Source organism: Gemmatimonadota bacterium (assembly GCA_030747075.1).
GTDB lineage: Bacteria > ARS69 > ARS69 > ARS69 > ARS69 > ARS69.
Genome location: JASLLL010000004.1, coordinates 1 through 24,641, shown reverse-complemented (window position 1 = coordinate 24,641; position 24,641 = coordinate 1). Strand labels below are relative to the sequence as shown.

Genomic DNA, 24,641 nt, shown 5'->3' with positions numbered 1-24,641 from the left:
ACCGGGGGTTCATCCCTCCTGGAGACACGCATGAATCCGATTCCCTTGCGCCGAGTCATCCGCCTTGTTCTCTGCCTCACGCTGTTTGCGGGCTTCGCGGGTTGTTCCGCCGACCAGGGCTCCGGCGACGATGCCGCCGAGGTCGCCAAAGAGACGCCGGCCACGACGGAGGCCCCACCTCCCCCTGCCGAAGGCGCGGCCACCGAACCGACGGACGCCCATCCCATGGCGCCGGACTTCGAGCTTCCCACCGTGGACGGCAAGACGGTGAAGCTCTCCTCGCTCCGGGGGAAGGTGGTGCTTCTCGACTTCTGGGCGACCTGGTGTGGCCCGTGCCGAAAGGCCATCCCCCACCTGAACGAACTCCACGGAAAGTTCCACGAACGCGGGCTGGAGATCGTCGGACTGTCGCTGGACCGGGGGGGCGCAAAGGATGTGAACGCCTTCCTCCAGAAGCAGAAGATGGTCTACACGCTCGCGATCGCGAACCGGGAGGTCGCCGCGAGTTACGGAGGCGTCCGGAGCATTCCCACCGCCTTCCTCGTCGACCGGGAGGGACGCGTCCGGCAGCAGTATGTCGGTTTCCGGCCGGGATCGGTCTACGAGAAGGACATTCTGGCACTTCTTGAGGAAAAGACGGAGCAAGGCGACGATGACACAATCTGACCGTCCTGCCCGAATCGGGTGGCTCCTTTTCGCCGTGCTGATACTGCTTGCCTTTGTTCCAGCGGCCGCGCGCGCGGCGCCCACCGGCGAACTGAGTGAGATCTCCGCGCTGGAAGACCGTCGTTCGTCCGGCGAGGGAAGGCTCGCGGAACTCCTCGCCCGGGGCGGCCCCGCGGTTCGCTCGGCCGCCGCACGCGCCATGGGCCGCAACGGATACGCCACGGATGCGCCGACCCTGACCGCCGCACTCGGTACGGAAAGCGACGCCGAAGCGCGGTTGGAGATTCTCTTCGCACTGGGGCAGATTGGGGACGCGTCCGCGGCAGACGCCCTGCAAGACGCCGCTGCCCGGGGCCGCCCGGAGTCGGAACGCACCGAAGCCATCCTTGCACTCGGGAAGTTGCCGGATGCGGGGGCCGCCGTCCTCGGCCATTTCGGCGACGCTTCCGAAGCGGTCCGCGCCGAAGCCGCCGTGGCGCTGGCACGAACGGCGGACAGTTCCGCCGCCGAATCGCTGCGCCCGTTGCTGAACGACCCGTCGGCGAAGGTTCGTGCCGCCGCGGCATGGGCGGCGGGTCGGTTGGGCGCGACGGCACTCGCCGCCGACCTGCGCGCTTTGCTGAACGATGCGGACGATTCCGTTCGCCTTGCGGCATCCCGGGCGGTGGGGGATCTGAAAGACCCGGACGCGCTCCCGGATCTGAAGCCTCTTCTCGGCGACGAGGACTGGCGAATCCGTGTGAACACCCTGCGCGCGCTGGGCGAAACCCGGTCTCCCGATGCACTCCCTCTTCTGATCGGACAGGCCGAAGATCCCGTCGTTCATGTTCGAACCGCCGTCGCTTCCGCCGCTGAGTTCATTCCGTGGCACTACACGCGCGATGATCTTCTCTTCGGCCTGTTGAAAGACCTGGAACCGCAAGTCCGCGCCGCCACAATGATGCCGCTCGCCGCCGGTCTGGAGAAGTTGGACCACATGGCGGACGACCACTTCACGGCGGCCGACGACGAAAGCGACTATGTGAAGGAACACGCCTACGCCAGCTTCGAGTCGGCGGGAGAGAAGGTGTCGAGAGACCGTGCGTACCGGTGGCGGTCTTCGTGCAGTCATTACATGAAGTGGCGGCTCCGCGACCCGGAAGTCTCCCTCCGCGAGCGCTTCTCCTGCGCGATCCACCTGGGCGGGTTTCAGGCGAACTTCCCGAGAGGGGAGCTTCTTCAGGCACTCGCCGGGCGCGAGTGGTTGCTGGCCACCGGGGCCGCGTTGTCACTCGGGAAGCTGGACCCGCAGGACGAGACGCTTCGCGCAAAGCATCGGGAAGAGACTCCCGCCGCGCTGGTTGCGGCACTCGACGGCCCGGTTGCCGGAGAAGTGGATGTTCGGCTGGCCATCGCCGAGGCGCTGGGTTCCTTCCCGCATGAAACGGCCCTCTCCACGCTGGAGAAGCTGGCGGCGTCGGACCCCGAGCGGCGCGTCCGCGTACAGGCCGCGGAGTCGCTGCAGAAACTCGGCGAACCGAGACCGTCCATCCCGCCCCCGGGACCGCTTCCCGGCCAGGCCTCTCCCGTCGACAGCGACTACTTCGCGGGTGGAAAGGAATCGATGGAGGCCATGATCATCACCACGCGCGGGATCCTCTCGATCGAACTCCTGCCGGAAGTTGCGCCCCGAACCGTCGCGAACTTCGTGAAGCTCGCGGAAGACGGATTCTACGACGGGCTGATCTTCCACCGCGTCGTGCCGAACTTCGTCATCCAGACGGGGTGCCCGACCGGTACGGGGTGGGGCCACCCCGGGTACGACATCCGGTGTGAGACGAGCCGCCTTCCCTTTGAGCGCGGAATGGTCGGCATGGCCCACGCCGGGAAGGACACGGGCGGGAGCCAGTTCTTCGTGACGCATTCCCCTCAAAGGCACCTGGACGGCCGGTACACGATCTTCGGCCGGGTGAGGAAGGGCATGAGCACCGTGGACGAAATCCGAGCGGAGGACACGATCCAGCAGATCCGAATCCGCCGCTAAGACCGGCGGAGAGCCTCTCGCGCGAGCAATGGAACGAGTTCGGGGTCGAAGAGTGTTTCGGCCCCTTCGCGCAGGCGATCGAGCGCGTCATGCAGGGGTACGCGGTCGTCCTGCGAAGGGCGCTCCCGATGATCGAGCGCGTTCGACACCGAGATGATCCGGCCGAACAGGTGGATCGACTCCCCGGCAAGGCCGAGCGGGCGACCCGTCCCGTCGAAGTGCTCGTGATGCTGCTCCACGCCTTCGATGACACCCGCGGGCAGGTCTCCGTGCGTAAGGAGCCGCGAACCCAGCATGGCGTGCGCTTTCATTCGCCCGGCATCCGGCGGGGCACCCGTTCCGCCACACGCGAGGATCTTCCCGATGTCGTGGAGTCGCGCGGAGAGCGATAGCGCGCGCAGGTCGGCGTCGGAGAGATTCAGCGCCCGCCCGAGGAGTACCGCCCATGCGGCAACGCGCTCACTATGCCCCCGATCGTCCGGGTGGAGGTTCTCCAGCGCCTCGACCAGTCCGGACGCAAGGCCGGATGTGGTTCGCTGGTGCCGATCCAGCCGCATCCTGTACTCCACGGCAACTCCCGCCGCCGCCAATAGACCGTCTCGCACGCCCTCGCCTGCTCCGGGTGCGGCGGGCACGGAGGCACCTCCGCCCAGAAAGACGACCGCCGCACTGTCCGCAAACCCCGGCAGCGACGCGCCCCACTCCAGTCCCGCCTCAAAGAGCAAATGAACTTCCCGGCTTCCGGCTCCCTGCGGGGCGATGGACGAAAGAGCCACCGGCTCGCTCGCGGAGATCACCTGTTCCCCTACGCCGTGATTGATGGAGAGCCCGATCCGGTCCAGGCGCTTCGGCGCAAAGCCGGACGCGGACACCAGCGTGAGGTGCCCCCGGTAGTCGGGAAAGAAGAGTACGCTCCGGTCCACCTTCAGTTCATGGCCGAGAACGGAAAGAACTTCGTCGGCAAGGAACTCCATTCCTGACGCGCGGGAGAAGGACCGCGCCGCCGCGACCACCCGATCGACGGACGACCCGCGCTTCTCCAGCAGGTCCTCCGCCTCGCGGAGGCGGTCGGCCGAGTGCGCGGCGCGAACGGCGGCACCCAGAAGGCCCGCCAGAGCCGCCCGTGCTTCCAGGCCGGGGGGGCGCTCCAGAACGAACCCAAGGTCCACATCGCCGCCGGGGAACGGAATCCCAAGCCCGGCCACGACATGGCTGGCTCCGTCCGCCAGAACCTCGGTGAAGAATGGCCGCAGTCCGCGTCCGTCGGTGCGGCGGAAGATCTCGGCGGAAACGGCGGAGACCACATCGTCGGAGAGACCCCGGCGCGCCTCCACCCACGACGAGTCCCCTCCCGCACGCCGGAGAACCAGGCTTCCCTGAAGGCCGAAGAACTGCTCGAGACCCTCGGACACGACATCAATCCGACCCTTCGTGTCCGGAATCCGCGGCAGCGACAGGGAAAGCCGACGCCCCAACTCCAGGCACCGGGAAGTGTCGTCTCCGGACGGCTCGGCAAACCCGGAAACCAGCAACTCCTCCACGGACGCGACCACGACGGAGGGGTCCGGAAGGCAGTGGGTCACCGCCGCGTCGGGGGCAGTGGGAAGCCCTTCGGCAAGCCCGCCGTCCGCAACGAGAAGCGGCGCCTTCTGCGCGACCCCCGAAAGGCGAACCGCTTTCCCCGGTCCGGGCCCGGAGACCACCACATCCGGCCGAAATCCCTCTCGGATGAGCCGGAGCGCCCCCTCGCATGAGTCCACCGCGGAGACCTCATGCCCCGCGCGATCCAGAAGGGCATCGATCTGAAGACGCAGGTCTCCCTCCGTCTCCACCAGAAGTATCCTTCCGCCACGCGTCATCGGTGGATTCCTCCCGTTGCCCGAACGGACCGGGCGGGCGCAAACGGCACTTGCGAACCCCTCAGAGGAGAATCGGCCGATTCGGGCCGTATCATGAGGCGCGGGTGGGGTTTGACAGCGCGTTTTTCACCTCCTACGCTCCGCCGACCGGCACGGGGGGAACGGTCGTGAAACGCTCCACATGGATCAAGATGTGCGGCATGACCAACGCACGGGATGTCGAAAACGCGGCGCGGGCCGGGGCGAATGCCGTGGGATTCGTCTTTGCGGAAAGCCCCCGGAGGGTCCCGGCGGAGACTGTGGGCAAGATGGCCGGGGAAATCTCCCCGGATGTCCTGCGCTACGGGGTCTTCACCGATGCACGGGCTGAGGCCATTGAAGAAACGGTCAAGCGCTCCGGTATCGACCGAATCCAGTGGCACGGAGACGGAATGCCCCCACTGAGTGAAGAATCGGGCCATCGAATCGTGAAGGCGTTCCGCGCACGGGACGATACGGTTCTGGAGGAGATCCGCGAATGGGCTCCCGATCTCTTCCTTCTCGATTCGTGGGTGGAGGGGGTGGCAGGAGGAACCGGGCGGACCTTCGACTGGTCGATTGCGCAGGCGGCACGCGGACTGGGACGACTGATCCTGGCCGGGGGCCTCACGCCGGAGAATGTGGGCGACGCCATCCGCCAGGTGCGACCGTTCGGGGTGGATGTTTCCGGCGGGATCGAGTCCGCTCCCGGGATCAAGGATGCGGATCGGATGCGGGCATTCGTCGAGGCGGTGAGGGCCGCGGACAAGGAGACCGACCGATGAGGGAACTGTCCTGCGCGACGGCCGGGGAGAGCCACGGCGCCTGCCTCATCACGCTGGTGGAGGGACTTCCCGCCGGATTTCGGATTCCGCTGGAGAGGGTCGACTCGATGCTCGCCATGCGCCAGGGCGGGTACGGTCGCGGCGGTCGCCAGTCGATCGAGACGGATCGTGCGGAGTTGCTTTCCGGCGTGCTGCGGGGGAAGACGATCGGTTCCCCGGTCGCGTTGCGGATCAACAACCGCGATCATCGCATCGACGAGGCCCCGCCCGTCCACCGACCACGCCCCGGGCATGCGGACCTTGCGGGCGCATGGAAGTGGGGCACGACCGACTGCCGTCCCGTTCTGGAGCGCGCTTCCGCACGGGAGACCGCCGCGCGGACCGCCGCTGGCGCGATCGCCCGGGGGCTGCTGGCGGAGTTCGGCGTGGAAGCGGTCGGGTTCGTGACGGGAATCGGCGCGGCGCGGGCGGACATTCCCGGGGACCTGTCGCCGGAGGAAATCACGAAGCTCCGCGACGCCAGCGAAGTCTACTGCCCGGCCTCCGGCGCGGAGGAGCCCATGAAAGCGGAGATCGACGCGGCACGGGAGGACGGGGACACCGTGGGCGGCATCATCGAAGTACGCGTCACGGGATTGCCGCGGGGCCTGGGAAGCTGCGCCCGCTGGGAGGACCGTCTCGACGCACGGCTGGCGGGCGCGGTCATGGGCATTCAGGCGGTGAAGGGTGTGGAGGTCGGCGCGGGGTTCGGCGTGGCGGAGCGACGCGGGTCGGAGGTTCACGACGAAATCCTGCCGGACAGCTCAAGCCCGGGCGGAATCCTGCGACCCACCAATCGAGCGGGCGGCCTGGAGGGCGGCATGACCAACGGGGAGCCGGTGATCGTGCGCGCGGCGATGAAGCCCATCTCCACTCTCGCACGCAGGCTTCGATCCGTGGACCTCGTGACAATGGAGGCCGTGGAGTCCGCATTTGAGCGAAGCGACATCTGCGCCGTGCCTGCGCTCTCGGTGATTGCCGAAGCGGTGGTCTGCTTCGAGCTTGCTCGCGCATTCCTCGCGAAGTTCGGGGGCGACACGATGGCCGAGACCACGGCACGCTTCGCGGCACTCACTCCGCCCGCATAGCCCGCCGATCCGCACTGCTTGCGGGTGCGTACCTCCGCTGATACGCTGCCGTCCGTTCTTTCCCGTCACCGTGGAGGTCACCGTGCGCCATCGCGCCCAACGCATCCTTGATGCCGCGTCCGTCCCGCTCGACGCGGTGGTTCTCATGAACGGACGCATGCCGTTCTCCGACAGCACATTCCGCTATGTCTCCGGCGTGACGCGTGGCGGCTACGAGAACTGCGCCGCCGTACTGCTCCCGGGCGAGAAGCCTGCGCTGGTCGTCTCCGATCTGGAGCGCGAGAGCGCGCTCACCGCGCCGGACTCGGAGATTCACGCCTACGCGTCGCAGGCCGCACAGCGGGGAATCCTCACCACCCTCCTGGGGGACGCAAGGCGCATCGGCGTCCACGGGCAGGGGATCGTGAAGGCGCGCGCGGATGAACTGGCGGAGACCTTCCCGGAGGCGGAGATCGTGGATGTGACCGCCGCCGTCAATGCCGCCCGGCTGGTGAAGGATGCCGAAGAGATCGCGCTCATCCGTGCGGCCTGCGCGCTGACGAGCGATGTCGCCGCACGCATTCCGTCGATGCTTCGCGAGGGCATGACGGAGGTGGACCTGTCCTCCGCAATCGCAGCCGCCATCCGCGAGGGAGGCGGGAAGAACGCGTTCGACACGATCGCCTGCTTCGGCGCGAACGGCTCGGAACCGCACTATTCGCCCGGCGATGTGCCGCTTCGCCCGGGAGACATGATCCTGACGGACTTCGGCGCGGAACTTGCGGGATACTGCTCGGACATCACGCGTATGTTCGTGTTTGGCACGGCCTCCCCGGAGCAGCGGGCCATGTTCGATGTCGTGCGGAGCGCGCAGAAGACCGGACTGGAGCTGACGACCTCCGGCGTCGAAGCCCGCGAGGTCCATCGCCGCGTGCGTGAAGAGATCGACGCGACCGAGTTCGCCGGGAAGTTCATCCACGGCACGGGCCACTCGATCGGACTGGATGTTCACGACGGGGGCGGCCTCAACGACGCGTCGGAGATCGTACTGGAACCGGGCATGGTCATGACCGTGGAGCCTGGAGTGTATGTTCCGGGAGTCGGGGGGGTTCGCATCGAGGACACCGTGGTGGTCACGGAAGGCGGACCGGACATCCTGACGCCGGTCACGAAAGATCTGGTGGAGACCGGGGCGTGACGACAGAGCCGGACCCGCCCGTCGCTCGCCCGCGCATTCTCCTTCCCCTTCTGGCGTTCGCGGCGTGTTCCGCCGCCTACATCAGCGTGGCCGTCGACCCCGCGCTCCCCCGGGTCATTCCACGACTTCTGGAGCAGTCGCTGGCGACCGAATCGGAACTGGTGCGCTCCTTTCGAATCGCGCTGCTGGCGCTGGCGGTGATCGTGCCGCCGCTGGTGGTATTCGCCACCGCCTGCACGAGCCGCCTTCTGCTGGCGGGGTCCGGCGTACGCGTGTCATTCGGTCGGGTCGCGTCGATCTTCGCGTGGGGTGGTGCCATCGTCGGGGCGGGGCTTCTCGTGAAGGCGGGCCTTGTGCTCATCACCAATGCGCCGGAGCCGCCCGTGAATCTGGGGTTCTTGATTCGCCCGCGCAATCCCGCCGAAAGAGTATTCATCGCCTTCACAAACCCCTTTTCCGTCTGGGCGATCATCTGGAGCGTCCGGAGCTTCCGCCGGGCGGGCGCGCGCCGGGCCCGCGCCGTCATTGCGGGGGGCGCCCCCTGGGTCGCGGTGGTGGTGATCGCGGCGCGGGCCGGGGGGGCCATGGGCGGCATCCCTGCGCACACCATGCTCTCGCGGGAGGGCTGGCAGACGACGGAGCGACCGACACTGCTCGTCAGCCACCCACCGGAAGCGGGGCCAGCACTCATTCGGCTGGTGGATGAACTGGACGCCTTCGCCGTCGGCCTCGGAGAGCGATACGGCTTCGAACCGCGCCCGTTCCGCCTCCATTTCCTCCCCGATCACAAGGCGCTGGAACGCGCCACGGGAGATGTCCTTCATGCGTCCGTCACGGGGTCGATCCGGGGCGAGAGCCTGCTCTACCTCGAAATCCCCGGGCAAAGCGCGCTGGTCACGCCGGAAACGAGCCGACGGGAGGCCATGCGCTATGTCGCTCTCATGCAGATGGCAGGGCCGCTCGCGGGGGCGCCACGCTGGTTCGTGGAGGGACTGGCGCACGCGGGGGTTCGCCCGTGGGATCGGGATCTGGAGCGACGCTTCCGGGTATTCGTTCAGGAGCGCGGGAGGATCGAGTGGGAGACGCTCACGGATGCGTCGCTCTACCAGACGGCCATGGGTCCACTCGTTGCGCGGTCGATCACGCGACATCTCGCATACCGGTTCGGCGCGGAGTCTCCCGCGGACATTGCGGCCGATGTCGCCGCGGGGACGCCATTCCGGGACGCGCTCTTCGCACGGACGCGCCTTACGATGGGTGCGCTGGAGGCCGAGTGGGCAGGGGCGGTGGAAGCACTCCGCAAGCTGGATGTGTCCGGACAACCGGAGGGATTGCCGGAGGCGCCCGAGGGAGACGCGCCGCCGAACGAAGCGGACCCCCACGAGCCGCCCGCCCCCTTCCGCACGCTGCGCTGACGCACGCAGGCTGCCCCTCGCCGGACAGGTATGTGCACGCACGCGTACAGTTTTTCGGCGTCTGCGTGTCGCGATCTCAAGCAGCCAACTTCCCAAGCCGTTGCAATCGCGTCCGTTGACTCCCTCGCACGGAGTTTGGCACGCGGCCTGCAAAGGACACCCCCCGAGAAGGCGCGGGGCCTAGCGGAGAATCCCTGCCGGCCTTGCCGCGACCGTCCCGCGACCTTCCCATGAATCGCTTCAACATCACACACGGGGGAAACTACCATGCAGCGTACACGCCTTTTCCTGGGACTGACACTTCTGGCGGGGATGCTCTTCCTGACGGGGTGCCTGAACACCGACAGCAATCCCGCGAACAACAGCGGCGACTATTCCGAGGATGAAGAAGCCATCGAATCGTTGATGTTCGGGGACATGTCGGATTACTCCGATATGGATGTTCGTTACGACAACGAAGAGGACAGTCCCGGTCTCGCTCCGATCAACACCTGCTGGTGGCGGCGCGAGTTGATCGATGTCTACAAGTACTGGGACATTCAGATCGAGGCGAATCCCGGATCGGCCCCGACGGCCAGTGTCGCCATCACGAGGAAAGTGACGGGATTGCTGAACCTGTGGGCCTGCGGGACGACACCGGTCCTCTATTCGAAGGACTTCGACGATGCCGGAACGCGTCTTCTGTACTTCGAGCGTGATCGCACGCTGACCGGCGACCGTCACCGCGGTTGGAGGCTCCTGTCGATGTCCGGTGTGGAGATCGCGTCCGAAGGTTCCACGCGACAGATCCTCTCGGTCCGTGTCCAGGCGGGCGACCTTGACGAGACCATCACCTCTGTCGGCGAACTGATCCCGCTCGAAGATGTGATGCGGATTGCGCCCGATACGGATGTCACGCTCACGGTGGATACGGGCGACTCGACGGACGAGGTCTTCCTTCATGTCCGGCGGAACCACCAGCGGTCCCAGTTCATCAGCAACGGCGACGGCACCTTCACGGGGATGTACCACACCGGGATGATGCCGGGTCCGCGACACGCCGTGGTGGATGTTCTCTCCAGCGACACGCTCAACGACGACACGGCCGCCTACGACAACATCGCCTGGGGCTACCCGTATGTGATCTCGGACTAGCTCGGGCACACGATTGGGGGCTCCGCGTCGGCAGCACGGTGCCGCGCGGAGGTGGAGGGGCTCGCAAGGGCCCCTCTTTATTGGCGGTCGGGGGGGGGCGCGGCTTACCAGTCCTCTTCGGGCGGCGGGCGGCGCGTCCAGGCTTCGAATCCAGTCAGCGTGATCCCAAAGCGGAAGACATCCTCCCGGAACTCCGATTCGTCCTTCTCCCCGCGCCATCCGTATTCCACGAACCAGTCGAAGAGACCCCTGCCGCCGGAAAAGCGGAGGCCGGACCCGGCGGTGAGGAAGGTCTCGCGGATCTCGCGCCCTTCCGAATCCAGCGCGTGGAGGGGTTCCGTACGGAAGCCGAACCGCACGGGCCAGCGGAGACCTCCCCGCTCCGGCGGGGTGACTTCCACGCCGAAGCCGAACCGGTCCACATCCCGGTGGACGACTTCCGGCGCGGACGGCGTGACCTCGCTCCAGCCCTCGCGCACCCAGTCGCCGAGCACCCGAACGCGGGGCCACGGACGCGCTTCAAAACCCGCCGACCAGACGCGGGGGAGTTCGCCGGAAGCGTCCACTTCCAGGTCGTCGCTGTTGTCGAGGGGGTCGTCGTTTTCAAATCGACGGCTCCCGGAGAGATCTCCGGGGAGCGACGCCCACGCACCCAGCGACAGGCGATCTCCCACGGGAACGCGAAGTCCCGCACGAAGCCCCACCGCCCAGAGGCTGGAGAAGGTCAGGTCGTTGCTGTCCTCGAAACCGGACCCGGTCGGGAAATCGTTCTGCCACCGCTCCCGGGAGTTCACCAGAACGACATCGGCACCCACGCCCGCCTGCACCGGCCCCACGCGAAGCGCGGCCACCGCCGGAATGCGGAGAGCGTTCCCGCTGGCTTCGTAGATGAACTGGTATTCCTGCCCGCCGATCGCCGCGACCATGGAGTCCGTGGCAGCCATCTCGATGGTCCCGCCACGGCGCCGCTCCACATGGAGACCGGTGCCGAAGACGACGCCACCCGGCAAGGGGTACAAAACGCCAAGGTTGGGAACCACGCCGGAGTATTCCTTCAGCACCTTCCGTCCGCCGGAGGGCTTTGGTTCGTCCACGCGGATCCACTCTGTCTCGTAGGTTCCGTAGAAGACGCCCTTCTCCGCGAACGCCGCACAGGCCGGGTTCCCCGCAAGGCCGGGAGTGTCCGTCGCGGTCTGCGCACCGCCGAGCGCGCGTGACTCCGCTTTCATCGACGAAAGCGACTCCCCGGCGCCCCGGAGGGAATAGCGCGAATCCGCCCGCGCGACAGGCGGCAGGAGAAGACCCGCGATCACCACGGCAATCCCGACGCGCATCATGGGCTGTCTCCCGGCGTGTACCAGATCTGAAGGCGCGGTGTCTTCGCGGGGTCCACTGTGTCGTAACCGTAAATGCGAAGATAGTCCGCGTCCCGGCGTTCATCCGTGGCGCGAAGAAGGATACCCTCGTTCCCCATGGAGTAGAGCCGGCTCACAAGCCCTGTGACGGCCAGCACCAGAGAGTCGGTCTCGGCCGTCACCTCCTGGGGGTCGTACACAAGGCCCTCCACCAGCAGCGAGTCCGGGTGAATTCCGTCGCTCACCCAGGTGGTGTCGGAGACGCGAAATGCACCCAGGGTAAACGCGTCCAGATCCGACTCCGACGGGTCGGCATGGAGCGTGAGTTCCGCCCGGTTGATCGTGGCCCGATCTCCCAGTTCCGGCATCTCGAACCGGAGGATCCCGCGCGCCGGAACCCCGCGCGCCACCGTGATGCGCCCGGGGAATCCTGTGAGCGAGTCCCAGTCGGGTGTCTTCTCCATCAGGTAGGTGTCGTCCGTCGGCGGGACGGTCAACACCTCTGCGGAATCCGCTCCGGTCCAGTAGAGATGCAGTTGCACGGAGAGGGTGTCGACTTCGGATTCAGAGGAGGCGATCTCCAGAAGAGCGTTCGCCCCCGGCATCGGGGAAAGGACCATGCCGTGGTTGGAGTCCGGGTTGTCGGTCCAGAACTGAGCCAGTTCCGTCATCGGCACAAGCGCGTTGCCCCCGGTGGCCGCGGGAAGCTCGATGACCGCGGCCGTGTCCGCCATCCATGAGAACACCGTGTCGGTCGTGTCGGTCGTGTCGGTGTGCGCGTTCAGCGCCATCGACTCCGTCCACGACTCCGTGTCGATGCGGTGAACTGAAAACGCAACCGGATCCGCGTCTCCGGATGCGGAAGTCACCGAGAAGAACAGCACCGCGCTGTCCAGCGTGGTGCCGGAATCCGGGAAGACGCTGAAGCGAAGAACGGGGGTCGCGCGCACCCCGTGCCGCTCCCCGGCGAGAAGGGACTCCAGGCTTCCCGCGGTCCCAAGAGCCAGATCCAGGTGGAAGTCCGCGCTCGTGTCCGGGAAGTCGACCCCGGCCATCCTCACGCCCTTGCCTCCCGCCTGGTCCTCGATCAGCGTGGAACCGACCGTGTTGTCCTGCCGCCTTCCGCACGCCGCCAGAAGACTGATGAGCACAACAGCGGACAGAAGAAGCCGCGTGATTCGCTGGTGGGAATCCCGGGTCATGGTGAGTCTCTCTCCTTTGGGCAAAGGTCCGCGGAGTCTATCCCGGAAACCGCGAACGGCGCCACCGCGAAAGGGCGGCAGCTTGACACCAGCGCCCGGTCCTCGTAACCTCCCCGGGCGTTTCATGGCGGTGTAGCTCAGCTGGTTAGAGCAGCGGAATCATAATCCGCGTGTCCGGGGTTCGAGTCCCTGCACCGCTACCACCCTCCAGGGGGATTCCACCATGACCCCCGACTTTCCCCGCAAGGTGTTGCTGACCGTCTCCCGGGAAGGTCTCCTTCCGCCGGGCAGTGTCGTCGTGGCCGGCATCTCGGGCGGGGCGGATTCGACCGCGCTGCTGGCCGTACTGGTGGAGCTTCGCGCGGAACTCGCTCTGGATCTGTCCGCTGCCCACTTCGACCACGCCCTCCGCCCCGATTCGGGGGAGGACGCGCGGTTCGCCCGGGAGCTGGCCCACCGGTGGAATGTCCCCTTCCGAATGGAGCGCGCGCAGTGGGGAGGGCCGGGCGGGACGCCTGCGGGAAACACGGAGGCCGCGGCCCGGGACGCGCGTTACTCGTTCCTCAACCGGTGCGCGGAGGAGGCGGGTGGAATCGTCGCGGTGGGGCATACAGCAAACGACCGGCTGGAGACCTTCCTGGAGCGTCTCCTCCAGGGAGCCGGACCCGGGGCGCTCGCGCAGCCCCGATACCGGCGCGACGATGGCGTCATCCGCCCGCTGCTCGATCGGGATCGTGCGGAGGTCGAGGAGTTCCTGCGCGAGAAGGACCTCCCGTGGATCTCCGATCCCACGAATGCCGCCCGCGAAAACCTCCGCTCCCGGATCCGCCACGACCTTGTGCCGCTCCTCCTGCGCGAAAACCCGCGCCTCACCCGCGCCGTCGGGCGGACCTCCACGCTTCTGGCGGAAGTGGACGCCTTTCTCGAGACGAGCGCACGGGATGTGCTGTCGCTCCTGACGCGGCGGCGCTCCGGGAGAGAGATCGTTCTTGATGCTCCTCAAGGGCGGGCCTATCATCCGCTGATTCTGAGGACGGTGCTTCGCGAAGCCGCCCGTGAGGTCGGGGATCCCCTGCAGAGACTGGCCTTTGAGCCTCTGGATGAACTGGCGAGAGCCTGGCTCGGGGCGGATGACCGGTCCGTCGATCTGCCGGGGAGGGTTCGGGTGGTCGTCGGTCAGGAGGAGGTTGGAATCGCCCGGACGGGAGAAACTCCGCCGACCCCGCCCGGCGAGCGGGAGCTGCGGGTGCCCGGACGCGTATGCTGGCCCGGGCCGCCTGGGGAACCGGGGACCATGCTGGAAGCGCGGCTGTACCCCGCGCCTCCGCTGGATCCGCGGGATGAATCCGGCCCGACCGTGGCGTGGGTGGATGCGGACCGCATTGCCACGCCGCTGGAGGTCCGGCAGAGAAGGGACGGCGACCGCTACCGGCCTGTCGGCCTCGAAGGAAGTACCAAGGTCCAGGATCTTCTGGTGGACCGCAAGGTTCCCCGAAAGGCCCGGGACTTTCTCCCGGTCGTTTGCGACGGGGAAGGAATCGTCTGGGTACCCGGCTTCCGGATTGCGGAGCGGGTTGGTATCGGCCCCGGAACGGTAAGGGGCCTTCGTCTGGAGAGTTCACCCTTTTGCCCCGTTGAAGAAGAGGAGACCCGCACGACCATGCCCACTCGCTGCGAATGCCCCGCCACCATCGGAACCGTGTTGTTCACGAAAGAGCAGATCCGCAACCGCGTCCGCGAAATGGGCCGCGAGCTTTCGGAGGAGTACGAGGGGCGCACCCCGATTCTGATCAACATTCTCAAGGGCGGGTTTATCTTCCTGGCGGATCTGGTCCGCGAGATGGAAGTTCACTGTGAGACAGACTTTATGGTGGTCTCCAGCTACGAAGACAAGACGGAGTCCTCCGGAGTGGTCCGAATCCTGTCGGATCTTGTGCTGAACATTGAGGATCGGGATGTGTTGATTGTGGAGGACATCGTGGATACCGGGCTCACGCTGGACTACATTCGGGAGCTCCTGCTGGCCAGAAACCCGTCTTCTCTGAAGATTGTGTCTCTTCTCGACAAACACGAAAAGAGAGAGGTCCATGTGCCGATTGATCTCGTAGGGTTCCGAGTCCCGGACGAGTTCGTGGTGGGATATGGCTTGGATTACGCCCAGAGATTCCGGAATCTGCCCTATATCACGATTCTGAGCGAAGAAGACTTGGATTCCGGGGAGTTCCCCCGGCGCGGAGAGGACGGCGATTGATGCACGAACCTGCGGACAGGAAGGCGCGCCCCACGAAGGACCGTGAGGGAGGAAGCGGAAAGCCGGATCCCGGAGGGGAACCGCCCCGCTATGGAAGAACCACCAAGACGATGGCCTTCTGGGCAATGCTGGCGCTTCTGCTTGTGGTGATCTTTCAGACTGTCCGCGGCGGGCATACGCGGGAGGAGACCGTAATCTACACGGACTTCCTTCAGCAGGTGGAAGCAGGCAACATCAAGTCGCTGGAGATCGTCGAGCAGGAAGTACACGGAGAACTTCACTCCGACGCGCTGGTTGTCGCGCAAGGCGTCCAGCGAAGTTACACGAACTTCCGCACGGACATCCCCCTCCAGGCAGAGGGGCTGATGACGCGCATCCGCGAGAACAACCCGGGCGTTCGGATCAAGGTCGGCGTCCGCGGGATGAACTGGACGCAGGTGCTCTTCGGGTGGTTCCCGATCCTCCTGATCCTGGGCATCTGGATCTTCATCATGCGGCAGATGCAGTCGGGCGGAAACCGGGCATTCACCTTCGGAAAGAGCAAGGCAAAGATGCTCGCCGGGGGCGACCGCCCGGATGTGTCCTTCAAGGATGTCGCGGGAGCGGACGAGGCCAAGGAAGAGCTGGAAGAGATCATCGGCTTCCTGCGCAACCCGGCCCGCTTCCAGAAGCTCGGCGGAAAGATCCCCAAGGGCGCGCTGCTCGTCGGCTCTCCGGGAACCGGAAAGACGCTCCTCGCGAAGGCGGTGGCGGGCGAAGCGGATGTTCCCTTCTTCTCCATGAGCGGCTCCGACTTTGTGGAGATGTTCGTGGGTGTCGGAGCGTCCCGCGTACGGGATCTGTTCGAGCAGGGGCGGAAACACGCCCCGTGCATCATCTTTATCGATGAGATGGATGCGGTCGGGAGACAGCGCGGTGCCGGCCTCGGCGGCGGGCATGACGAGCGGGAGCAGACGCTCAACCAGTTGCTCGTGGAGATGGATGGTTTCGACAGTTCTGACGGGGTCATCCTGATCGCCGCGACGAACCGCCCGGATGTGCTCGACCCGGCGCTGCTCCGGCCGGGGCGCTTCGATCGGCAGATCGTGGTGGACCTGCCGGATCTGAACGGCCGCGAGGGCATCCTGCGAGTCCACGCGAAGCCCATTCCGCTGGATGACGAAGTAGATCTCATGCGGGTCGCGCGCGGCACGCCGGGGTTCAGCGGCGCGGATCTCGCCAATGTGATGAACGAGGCGGCGCTTCTCGCTGCGCGACGCAACCAGGATACGGTCACCATGCAGGACCTCGTCGACGCCAAGGACAAGGTGGCCATGGGTTCGGAGCGAAAGAGCCTGATCATCAGCGAAGAGGAAAAGGCGGTCGTCGCCTGCCATGAAGCCGGGCACACGCTCGTGGCGATGAAGCTCGAAGACGCCGACCCGGTATCGAAAGTGACCATCATCCCCCGCGGCCAATCGCTCGGCACCACCTTCCAGCTCCCGATCGACGAGAAGCACAACCTGTCCCGCAAGTACTGCCTCAACAAGCTCGCCGTCATCATGGGGGGACGCGTCGCGGAGGAGATCGTTCACAACGAGATCACCAACGGCGCCAAGGGCGATATCGATCAGGCCACGAATCTCGTGCGCCGCATGGTCTGCGAATGGGGAATGAGTGACGCACTCGGGCCGATTGCATTCGGTCGCCCGGAGGAGCAGGTCTTCCTCGGACGGGAGATCGTCCAGAACCGACACACCAGCGAAGAGACCTCCGAACTGATCGACAAGGAGGTTCACCGCATGGTGGACGAAGGTCGCGCCCGGGCGCACGAGATCCTGACCGAGCACCGCGCCTCCCTCGATGCGTTGACCGTGGCGCTCCTGGAACGGGAAACGCTGGATGAAGCGGAGATCCGCCTGATCCTGGAGGGACGGGATCTCCCACCGATTGTGGAGAAGCAGCCTGCGGACCCGCCGCCGGATGATGCGGAACCCACCGCGACCGAGGACCGGAGTCCAAGGGCGGCCCCGGACGGAGCCTCACCGACGCCGCCTGTCGGCGAAGCGCCTGCCGGCTGAGGAGGCATTCATGGCCGGTGGAGCGGGGGCGGGTTTCCTGAGGGCCGGACAACCGGCCACTCTCCCCGCGACACTCCCCCCGCGGGATCCCTCCCGTGCCACCCGCATCCTCGGCATCCTGAATCTGACGCCCGACTCCTTCTCGGACGGCGGCGTGGACCGATCCCCGGAAGACTCCCTGCGACGCGCCCGGAAGATGGTGGACGAAGGCGCCGACGCGCTGGATCTCGGCGCGGAGTCTTCGCGACCCGGTGCCGCAGAGGTCTCGGCCGCGGAGGAGTGGGACCGGCTTCTCCCCGTGCTGGCGGGTGCGCGGGCGCTGGGCATCCCGGTGTCGGTCGACACGGTGAAGGCCAGCGTGGCGAAGCGGGCGCTCGACGCAGGCGCGACCATGATCAACGACATCTCCGCCATGACGAGAGACCCGGAGATGGCGGGAGTCGTGGCCGACGCGGCGTGTCCGGTGGTGCTCATGCATATGCGCGGGACTCCCGCCGACATGCAGGAACGCGCCGTTTACGGGGATGTCGTGGCCGAGTCTCTTCGGGAACTGGATACCGCCATGAGTCGCGCCCTCTCTTCGGGCGTGCGCGAGGAGAACATCCTCATCGATCCCGGGTTGGGGTTTGCAAAGACCGCCGGCCACAACCTGAGCATCCTGCAACGCCTCCGGGAATACACGACCCTGGGTCGGCCGCTGGTGGTGGGAGCTTCGCGAAAGTCGTTTCTGGGGCGCATCACGGGCGACACGCAGGAGAGTCGGGAAGACGCAACACTGGCGGTATCCGCACTGGCCGTCGCGGGCGGCGCTTCGGTACTTCGGGTGCATGAGGTCGGTCGCAATGTCCGGGCCGCACTCACCGCCGAGGCCGTACACTCCGGACGCCTTCCGGGAGAGGGTTGCCCGTGTTGAGTTTCTTCGGCAACCACTGGGCGCTGGATCTTCTCGACATCGGGATCGTCGCGGTCGTCTTTTACAAACTGTACCTCTTCATTCGCTCGACCCGGGCTGTGTCCATGTTTCTGGGTCTGCTCCTGATTATCGTCAGCGGCCTCCTCTCGCAGTTTCTGGGTCTGCACGGCTTGAACTGGATCATCGGCAGCCTGAAGACCATCTGGCTGATCGGTTTCGTGATTGTGTTCCAGCCCGAACTTCGGCGGGTCCTTTCCACGCTGGGCCAGAATCCGCTCATCCGTCCCTTCATCTATCAGAATCGGACCGACGATGAGGTGATCGACATTGCCGTGTCGGCCGCATTCAAGATGTCCCACGATCGAACCGGCGCGCTCATTGTGCTGATGAGAAACGCGGGCATGAAGGGCGTGATCGACACGGGCATTCCCCTGGAGGCCCGCGTCAGCGAAGAACTCCTCCTGTCGATCTTCAACGCCGACAGCCCCCTGCACGACGGCGCGACCGTAGTTCAGGGCGATCAGGTGTCCGCCGCCGGATGCATCCTTCCCCTGACGCAAAACCCCCAACTCTCCCGGGCACTGGGCACTCGTCACCGCGCGGCGATCGGGATCACCGAGGAGTCCGACTGTCTGGTGATCGTCGTGTCGGAGCAGACGGGCGATGTCTCCTGCGCGAAAGGCGGCCAGTTGATGCGCAGGCTGACGCTGGAGGCGCTGAGGAAGTTGCTCGGGGAGGCGCTGTCCGGGCGGACGCTCACCCCGGCCTGACCGGGGGTATCTCACGACACACCGCTGTGACCTCGCGGCCCGTGGGTCGTCGTGGGTGTGGGTGGCCCCGGGTGGCTCCCCGGGGGAATGCGGGGGCGAAAAAGGCCTGGCCAGCGCCCTCTCCGAACCTCCTGATGTGACAAGCAGCCTCCTCCCGCACACGCCCGCACACCGTCGGAACCCCCCGTCGGGTAGCAACTCCCGGCCGCCCTTCCCACGGGCGCGGCACCGGGGGGTTCCGCCATTCGATGAGTAGGGGGTGTCCCCTTCGCTCGGCGAATCTCCCCGGCTTCGCTCCGCGTCGGTGAGGGTTCCCTCCGGACACCCCCCGTTTCGTTCTGGCGTCGCCCTGTCCTTTCGCAAGGGCCGGGCCACTTTCAGGCCGGCCTCCGGAACTTGCGCAATCACTTGTGCCACAGCGCGTTGCACTCTCTCCCCCCAAAGTCGACCGGGAGTCCCCGCGAGGCATCCCCGGCAACTCCGGGTGACGCCGTGCCGGGCGAAGTCCGGCAAGTGCCTGTCAGTGCGTGGATTGGGTGGCTGGTGCCTGAAGTTCACGCGCCCGTCAATTTCGGGCGTCGCTTCTCCGGGCAGAGGGGGCGGTCAGTCGTTCGTAGAGGTGGGGTCGGCGATCATCGCGCAGACGGTTCCGAAGCGTGACGCGGCCTTCTCGCGCCGCCATTAGATCCAGGCTCGCCACATGGACGGTCTGGCCGGATTCGTCCGCACGATACAGGACTTCGCCGAGATTGTCGGTGATCTGACTCTGTCCGGTGAAAACGAGTTCCTCGCCGTCCAGGCAGTCCGCACCGGTTCGGTTCGCGGTGACGGATCCTACGCGATTCTCCAGTGACCGGGTTCGCATGGCCTCCTGGCAATGCGGCAGCACGAGATTCGCCGGGTGAAGCAGTACTTCGGCTCCATCCAGCATGAGGCAGCGGGCCACCTCGGGGAACAGCCAGTCGAAGCAAATCATGACGCCCACACGGACCGTTCCGTGCTCGCACGACAATGTCCACGCCTTCGGCGGCCGATTCCCGGGATCGAAGAGCATGGTCTCCCGATCGAAGAGGTGGATTTTCCGGTAGACGAAGGTCGTCTCGTCCGGCCCGACGAGTATGGCCGCGTTGTAGATCCGGCTTCCGTCGAGTTCGGGGAATCCGCCGCAGAGCCACGCGCCGCACTCCCTGGCGAGATCGGAGAGGAATGCCGTCGTCCGCCCCTCGGGAGGCTCCGCGAGGGACGCCAGTTCCGCACGATCCCGGAACAGGTAGCCCGTGGAGAAAAGCTCGGGCAGGACGAGGATATCGAACGGGGGCGCGGCCCGGATGACCTGTGCGGCCCGGTCCAGGTTGTCCTCCACCTGACCGAAGGAGGGGCGCATCTGCACAAACCCGACGCGGATCGTCCGAGCGCTTCCTTCTGGATGCATGGCCTGCCTCCGCCTCCGTGAGGTGCCCACCCGTGCAAGATGCGCGATTGTCCGCACTCTGTGCGTGGACCCACGCACCGGGGCCGCAGCGTCATGGGCAAGAGTAGGCGAAACAAGGCGATCGTGGCGACCCTTCGCCGCAACATCTGGCACTTCCCTTGCGTGACCCGTGCGTGGAGGTGAACTGATGCACTCGTCCCCCTTCTTCAATCTCGGTGAACCGGATGACGGTCCGGGGCAGACCGCCTACTTCGTACTGGAGGCACTTCTCCGGTCGCGTGGTGAGTGCGGCTTCGAATCGAACTCCGGAACCTCAGATGAAGATGTGAACATCTATCTGGTGCATCTGCTTTCCTCGCTCATGGGAACCTCTTCGGCGACGGGACCGGCGTCCTGCGTGGATTCCGATGTCTTCGAAAAGGTCCGCACATCCACCGACCCCCGGTGGAAATGCGAGGTCTATCGGCAGCACGCCGATGAACTTCTCTTGCGCACCGGGCTCTTCGCGACTCATCCCTATGTCGGAGAGGGAGCGCGGCGCAGTTACGCCCCGTCGGCGAGGATGCGTATCGGCCGCGGAAAGACCTACTACCGATTCGCCTCCAGGTACCACGAACGCATCCGGGGCACGCCTGCAGACGGGGCGGTCTCCCAGGTATGCGGAAAGCTGGCGACGGATTTCGAGCGTTATGTCGATGTGCTGTTCCACATGAAAAGCGAGTACTTCAACCTGTATGAGCGGATGAAGGAGGACGACATCATGGCTCTGCGACAGGACCCCCTTGGAGGCCACCCCGAAGACTCTCCCTGCACTGAAGTCTCTTCGCTTCGAGACGACTTCCTGGATGCCTACTGGCTCTGGCACAAGAACCCCGACCCGGTGAACCGGAATGTTCTGATCGAGGCGGTGAAGAGACTGCGTGCCGCGGACCCGAGCTTCCTCTTCCAGTTCCCGGGCGGGTGATCGGTCGGCGTGACGCCAAGCCAATGCCCAACAGGACGAACGAAAGAAGGGGCGCGCCGTGTGGCACGCCCCGAAGGCCGGACCCCACAATGCCGGCCGGGACCGAGTTCATAGAACCGAATCACCAGGTGGGTGCCCGCACGACCCGTTCCGTCCTCCCCCCGGAGGGGGTCCGACATCCCAGCCGAATGTTAGGCTCCCGATTCGGAATCAACAGGTTCCGATGAAGCACAGCCCGCGATCATGCAATGCAGGGACCGAAATCAGTGCCGGACGGCAGACTGAACTGCCTCGTCCGAACTGTCTCTATGGTAATCGTTCGCCTTGGCCAGCGTCAAGGCGACCCCCCTTTGCCCGCGGGGCGAACTCCACCTTTCTCTAGGCAAACCACGCGCACTGGTCGTAGATTCGTGCGGGACCGGAGCGTGGTCGGATGTCCTGCAGGCGCATGAGATGCCGACACAGAGTCTCGGGGAGCATCTCATGCCCCCGGGGAGAACGGGTGGATACGGAGGTGGTGTGTATGACACGGGTTCGAATCGCTGCAGGATTGGCCGTCGTTCTGCTGCTCGTTGCGGCCACGACTTCGCTCGCGCTGGAGAAGACGGAGGTTCCGCTTCGGGACAGCGAGCGCTCGGAAAACTGGAATGTCGCCACCAGCTGCACGGTCATGTACTACAACACATGCACGGGCTGGCTGTGGATCTGGAGCGGATGGTCACCGGGTGACCAGTTGGGGATCGCCCTGGACTCCTGCTGCCCGGGCGGGACTTCCTCCGTCCTCACCGGCGGCTGGCTCTTCTGCTGGACCGGCTCTCCGTCCGGCTATGGGTTTACCGGTTCGGTGGATGTGTTCGCGGCGGACGCGGACCTCTGCCCCACCGGCGCCCCCGTCTGGACGCAGCCGTATCTTCCGGTGCAGGACTGGGACTGGTTGAACATCGCTGCGGCGGTCACCTCTCCGTTTGCCGTGACATACACGCTCTCGCCAACCGCGGGGGATCCGGTCAGCGTCGTCTCCGACCACCCCGCCGCCGGACCCACCGGGCCCCCGGCCTGCGGATCGTGCTACCCGACCACCCGCGCCGTGCGTTCGTTCTACTACGGAACCGCTTCCTCGGTGATCTGTCCGGGCAGCACCTTCTTCGACGGTGTCTGCGACTCTGAACTCATGTGGGATTTCGTGATGGAGTGCACGCCCACGGCCATCGACCCCGCCAGCTGGGGGAAGATCAAGGGGTTGTACCGGTAGGACGATTCGCCGGACAGGTTCCTGAAGAACAGGGGGTGCCGCGTGGCGCCCCCTTTCCTGTGTCCCGAAGAGCGGACGGTCGCTTCGCACTCACCGTTTCCCGAACAGCCCCGGCCGCCGACTAGCCCCTGACATAGTTCGGGGCTTCCCGCGTGATTTCCACATCGTGCGGGTGGCTCTCCTTCAGGCCGGCGCCGGTGATGCGGATGAACCGCGCCTTTTCAACCAGTTCCGTAAGGTCCGCAGCGCCGCAATAGCCCATGCCTGAGCGCAGGCCGCCCATCAACTGGTAGACCGTCTCGGCGAGCGATCCACGGAAGGGAATGCGCCCTTCGATGCCTTCCGGCACCAGCTTGCGCGCCTCTTCCACGCCTTCCTGGAAGTAGCGGTCTCCGCTCCCTTCGCTCATGGCGGCCACCGACCCCATCCCGCGCACGACCTTGTAGCTTCGGCCCTGATAGAGAACGATCTCGCCCGGACTTTCCTCCGTCCCGGCAAAGAGGCTCCCTACCATCACGGCTGCGGCCCCGGCAGCCAGCGCCTTGACGATGTCTCCCGAGTACTTGATGCCCCCGTCGGCAATGATGGACACGCCGTGCTGTCCGGCCACTTCCGCAGCCTCCATCACTGCGGTCAACTGGGGAACGCCCACGCCCGCGACGATACGCGTCGTGCAGGTGGATCCCGGCCCAACACCCACCTTCACCGCCTGAGCTCCGGCCCGGATCAGCGCCTCCGTGCCTTCCGCGGTCGCGACATTCCCCGCCACGACCACCATGTCTGGATTCGTCCGCTTGGCGCGCAGGACGGCGTCCGCCACGGCATCCGCATGCCCGTGCGCGGTGTCGATGAATACGGCATCCACCTCCACTTCGGTCAGCCGCTCAACCCGTTCCTCCAGGTCCGCGCCCGTCCCGAGCGCCGCGCCGACGCGCAGCCTTCCATGTGAGTCCTTGCACGCATTCGGATGCCGCTGCCGCTTCAGGATATCCTTGATGGTGATCAACCCCCGGAGGATTCCCTTTTCATCCACCACCGGCAACTTCTCGATTCGGTTCTTGTGCAGGATGCCGCGCGCCTCTTCCAGGCTGGTTCCCACCGGCACCGTGACGAGATTCTCCTTCGTCATCACATCCGCGACCGGGACATCCGTTCGCTGAATGAACCGCAGGTCCCGGTTGGTGAGAATGCCCACAAGGGCGCCGTCTTCGTTCGTGACGGGAACACCGGAGATCCGGAACCGGCTCATGATTCCCTCGGCCTCGCGCACCTGGCGGTCCGGGCGAATCGTGACGGGGTCCAGAATCATCCCGCTCTCGGAGCGTTTCACCAGGTCCACCTCTTCCGCCTGTCTTTCGGGCGAGAGATTGCGGTGGATGACTCCCATGCCTCCCTCTTGCGCCAGCGACTTCGCAAGCTTCGCTTCCGTGACCGTGTCCATGGCGGCGGAGAGAAGGGGGGTTTCCAGGCGGATCTCGGGAGTGAGATTCGTGGAGAGCTTCACTTCCTGCGGATGGACCGAGGACGGTCCGGGTACAAGGAGCACATCGTCGAAGGTGAGACCTTCGCCTGCAAAGCGAGATGACGACGACACTGGATTCCTCCGGGAAGATCGGGGTGCGTGGCGGAGCCACAGTTTAGCCATTCTCTCCGGGAAAATCCCGACGAAAACGGAACCGTTGTGTTGCGGAGATTGTTGTTTTTCCCGAGCGGGTTTCCCCGTTGCCCTTTCGGTGAGCTAGCTCCCGGCTTCGGGTCGCCCCTCATTGGGGCGGCCTGGAGCCGGCACTTCCGATTCACCCCTCCAACCCGCCCGTCCCCACCCTAGAACGCGTACTTCAAGGCGTGCGGAGGCGCATTCGGTACCGAAGGCGTCCGCAGTTTCCCCTCGTAGTAGGTCATCCACTGATCGGGAAGCCTCACTCGCCCGGGGAAGAGCCGCTTCCGCAAGACATCGTCCACCGTCAGCTTGTCCGCACACAGACGCAGAAACTGCGCCGGGGTCTCGTCCTGCAGCTTCTCGGACCGCGACTTCAGCCAGTTCCTCCACACCTGGAACACCCCCATCCGCAAGACCACGCTCCGCCGACGCTTCGAAAAGGCGATCGTCTCCCGCTTGTGGTTCGAGCCCGTGTGACGGATCAGGAGATCCGTCACATTGACCGAAAAGAGGTAGTTCTTCGGACCGCGGTAGTCCTTCGAGTGCGTCTGGACATGCTCAATCTCGAAGTCTTCCTT

At 65.9% G+C, this 24,641-nt stretch carries 19 protein-coding genes, 1 tRNA gene, 1 other RNA gene and 2 pseudogenes; 16 read left to right on the top strand and 7 right to left on the bottom strand.

Annotated features, from left to right (window positions below; translation table 11 throughout):
- Positions 1-30: 30 nt before the first annotated feature.
- From QF819_02170 to QF819_02160, 3 genes and pseudogenes are all read left to right on the top strand, one after another.
- Positions 31-666, top strand: coding sequence for a TlpA disulfide reductase family protein (locus tag QF819_02170; GenBank protein ID MDP6801965.1), 636 nt, complete (start codon positions 31-33; stop codon positions 664-666).
- Positions 653-2,158: pseudogene (locus tag QF819_02165) on the top strand (HEAT repeat domain-containing protein). The gene QF819_02170 and the pseudogene QF819_02165 overlap by 14 nt, the downstream one beginning before the upstream one ends.
- Positions 2,159-2,269: 111 nt before the next feature.
- Positions 2,270-2,689: a peptidylprolyl isomerase gene (locus QF819_02160; protein MDP6801964.1), complete on the top strand. Its 420-nt coding sequence runs from the start codon at positions 2,270-2,272 to the stop codon at positions 2,687-2,689.
- Here the strand turns inward: QF819_02160 and QF819_02155 are convergent.
- A complete protein-coding gene (locus QF819_02155; protein ID MDP6801963.1) occupies positions 2,686-4,548 on the bottom strand; it encodes an HD domain-containing phosphohydrolase in 1,863 nt (620 codons plus the stop codon). The genes QF819_02160 and QF819_02155 overlap by 4 nt on opposite strands.
- A 50-nt stretch (positions 4,549-4,598) precedes the next feature.
- Between QF819_02155 and QF819_02150 the strand changes: the two genes are divergently transcribed.
- The 5 genes from QF819_02150 to QF819_02130 all read left to right on the top strand — a co-directional run bounded on the left by QF819_02150 (position 4,599) and on the right by QF819_02130 (position 10,204).
- Positions 4,599-5,351: a phosphoribosylanthranilate isomerase gene (locus QF819_02150; GenBank protein MDP6801962.1), complete on the top strand. Its 753-nt coding sequence runs from the start codon at positions 4,599-4,601 to the stop codon at positions 5,349-5,351.
- Positions 5,348-6,478 (top strand): chorismate synthase, encoded by a 1,131-nt coding sequence (gene aroC / locus QF819_02145; protein MDP6801961.1) that lies wholly within the window; start codon positions 5,348-5,350, stop codon positions 6,476-6,478. The genes QF819_02150 and aroC overlap by 4 nt, the downstream gene beginning before the upstream one ends.
- 82 nt (positions 6,479-6,560) lie before the next feature.
- A complete protein-coding gene (locus QF819_02140) occupies positions 6,561-7,655 on the top strand; it encodes a Xaa-Pro peptidase family protein (protein MDP6801960.1) in 1,095 nt (364 codons plus the stop codon).
- Positions 7,652-9,070 (top strand): hypothetical protein, encoded by a 1,419-nt coding sequence (locus QF819_02135; GenBank protein ID MDP6801959.1) that lies wholly within the window; start codon positions 7,652-7,654, stop codon positions 9,068-9,070. The genes QF819_02140 and QF819_02135 overlap by 4 nt, the downstream gene beginning before the upstream one ends.
- Positions 9,071-9,337: 267 nt before the next feature.
- The gene (locus QF819_02130; GenBank protein MDP6801958.1) at positions 9,338-10,204 is read left to right on the top strand and encodes a hypothetical protein; all 867 of its coding nucleotides are present in this window, start codon (positions 9,338-9,340) and stop codon (positions 10,202-10,204) included.
- 104 nt (positions 10,205-10,308) lie between these two features.
- On the opposite strand, the gene QF819_02125 is transcribed toward QF819_02130, so the two are convergent.
- Positions 10,309-11,541 carry a hypothetical protein gene (locus tag QF819_02125; GenBank protein ID MDP6801957.1) on the bottom strand — a complete coding sequence of 411 codons (1,233 nt, stop codon included), beginning with the start codon at positions 11,539-11,541 and terminating at the stop codon, positions 10,309-10,311.
- Positions 11,538-12,761, bottom strand: coding sequence for a DNRLRE domain-containing protein (locus QF819_02120; GenBank protein MDP6801956.1), 1,224 nt, complete (start codon positions 12,759-12,761; stop codon positions 11,538-11,540). The genes QF819_02125 and QF819_02120 overlap by 4 nt, the downstream gene beginning before the upstream one ends.
- A 126-nt stretch (positions 12,762-12,887) precedes the next feature.
- Between QF819_02120 and QF819_02115 the strand changes: the two genes are divergently transcribed.
- From QF819_02115 to cdaA, 6 genes and pseudogenes are all read left to right on the top strand, one after another.
- Positions 12,888-12,964 (top strand) — tRNA-Met (locus QF819_02115).
- Positions 12,965-12,984: 20 nt separating this feature from the next.
- A pseudogene (tilS, locus tag QF819_02110) lies at positions 12,985-14,325 on the top strand (tRNA lysidine(34) synthetase TilS).
- Positions 14,326-14,421: 96 nt separating this feature from the next.
- On the top strand, positions 14,422-15,012 hold the full coding sequence (hpt, locus tag QF819_02105; GenBank protein ID MDP6801955.1) for a hypoxanthine phosphoribosyltransferase: 591 nt from the start codon (positions 14,422-14,424) through the stop codon (positions 15,010-15,012).
- Between the two features lie 110 nt (positions 15,013-15,122).
- A complete protein-coding gene (gene ftsH / locus QF819_02100; GenBank protein MDP6801954.1) occupies positions 15,123-17,072 on the top strand; it encodes an ATP-dependent zinc metalloprotease FtsH in 1,950 nt (649 codons plus the stop codon).
- A 10-nt stretch (positions 17,073-17,082) separates the two neighbouring features.
- Complete coding sequence (folP, locus tag QF819_02095) at positions 17,083-17,985, top strand: dihydropteroate synthase (protein ID MDP6801953.1); 903 nt, start codon at positions 17,083-17,085, stop codon at positions 17,983-17,985.
- Positions 17,982-18,755, top strand: a complete 774-nt coding sequence (gene cdaA, locus QF819_02090; GenBank protein MDP6801952.1) for a diadenylate cyclase CdaA — start codon at positions 17,982-17,984, stop codon at positions 18,753-18,755. Before folP ends, cdaA begins: the two co-directional genes overlap by 4 nt.
- Before the next feature lie 565 nt (positions 18,756-19,320).
- On the opposite strand, the gene QF819_02085 is transcribed toward cdaA, so the two are convergent.
- The gene (locus tag QF819_02085; GenBank protein MDP6801951.1) at positions 19,321-20,187 is read right to left on the bottom strand and encodes a nitrilase-related carbon-nitrogen hydrolase; all 867 of its coding nucleotides are present in this window, start codon (positions 20,185-20,187) and stop codon (positions 19,321-19,323) included.
- Between the two features lie 187 nt (positions 20,188-20,374).
- Between QF819_02085 and QF819_02080 the strand changes: the two genes are divergently transcribed.
- Positions 20,375-21,151 carry a hypothetical protein gene (locus QF819_02080; GenBank protein MDP6801950.1) on the top strand — a complete coding sequence of 259 codons (777 nt, stop codon included), beginning with the start codon at positions 20,375-20,377 and terminating at the stop codon, positions 21,149-21,151.
- Positions 21,152-21,228: 77 nt separating this feature from the next.
- On the opposite strand, the gene ssrS is transcribed toward QF819_02080, so the two are convergent.
- A non-coding RNA gene (gene ssrS / locus QF819_02075) (6S RNA) lies at positions 21,229-21,411 on the bottom strand.
- Positions 21,412-21,674: 263 nt separating this feature from the next.
- Between ssrS and QF819_02070 the strand changes: the two genes are divergently transcribed.
- On the top strand, positions 21,675-22,403 hold the full coding sequence (locus QF819_02070) for a hypothetical protein (protein MDP6801949.1): 729 nt from the start codon (positions 21,675-21,677) through the stop codon (positions 22,401-22,403).
- Positions 22,404-22,524: 121 nt separating this feature from the next.
- Here QF819_02070 and guaB read toward each other — a convergent pair whose 3' ends face one another.
- Entirely contained in the window at positions 22,525-23,997 is a 1,473-nt protein-coding gene (guaB, locus tag QF819_02065) for an IMP dehydrogenase (protein MDP6801948.1), read from the bottom strand.
- A gap of 230 nt (positions 23,998-24,227) precedes the next feature.
- Positions 24,228-24,641 (bottom strand): hypothetical protein (locus QF819_02060; GenBank protein ID MDP6801947.1); only part of this gene is annotated, 414 nt, incomplete at its 5' end.

Excerpts from the sequence above, each read along its gene's own strand:
- QF819_02120 (MDP6801956.1), bottom strand. The coding sequence starts at position 12,761 with ATGACCCGGGATTCCCACCAGCGAATCACGCGGCTTCTTCTGTCCGCT.
- QF819_02070 (MDP6801949.1), top strand. The coding sequence starts at position 21,675 with ATGACACGGGTTCGAATCGCTGCAGGATTGGCCGTCGTTCTGCTGCTC.
- QF819_02170 (MDP6801965.1), top strand. The coding sequence starts at position 31 with ATGAATCCGATTCCCTTGCGCCGAGTCATCCGCCTTGTTCTCTGCCTC.
- aroC (MDP6801961.1), top strand. The coding sequence starts at position 5,348 with ATGAGGGAACTGTCCTGCGCGACGGCCGGGGAGAGCCACGGCGCCTGC.
- QF819_02155 (MDP6801963.1), bottom strand. The coding sequence starts at position 4,548 with ATGACGCGTGGCGGAAGGATACTTCTGGTGGAGACGGAGGGAGACCTG.
- QF819_02125 (MDP6801957.1), bottom strand. The coding sequence starts at position 11,541 with ATGATGCGCGTCGGGATTGCCGTGGTGATCGCGGGTCTTCTCCTGCCG.
- QF819_02085 (MDP6801951.1), bottom strand. The coding sequence starts at position 20,187 with ATGCATCCAGAAGGAAGCGCTCGGACGATCCGCGTCGGGTTTGTGCAG.
- folP (MDP6801953.1), top strand. The coding sequence starts at position 17,083 with ATGGCCGGTGGAGCGGGGGCGGGTTTCCTGAGGGCCGGACAACCGGCC.
- QF819_02130 (MDP6801958.1), top strand. The coding sequence starts at position 9,338 with ATGCAGCGTACACGCCTTTTCCTGGGACTGACACTTCTGGCGGGGATG.
- ftsH (MDP6801954.1), top strand. The coding sequence starts at position 15,123 with ATGGCCTTCTGGGCAATGCTGGCGCTTCTGCTTGTGGTGATCTTTCAG.
- hpt (MDP6801955.1), top strand. The coding sequence starts at position 14,422 with ATGCCCACTCGCTGCGAATGCCCCGCCACCATCGGAACCGTGTTGTTC.
- QF819_02160 (MDP6801964.1), top strand. The coding sequence starts at position 2,270 with ATGGAGGCCATGATCATCACCACGCGCGGGATCCTCTCGATCGAACTC.
- QF819_02080 (MDP6801950.1), top strand. The coding sequence starts at position 20,375 with ATGCACTCGTCCCCCTTCTTCAATCTCGGTGAACCGGATGACGGTCCG.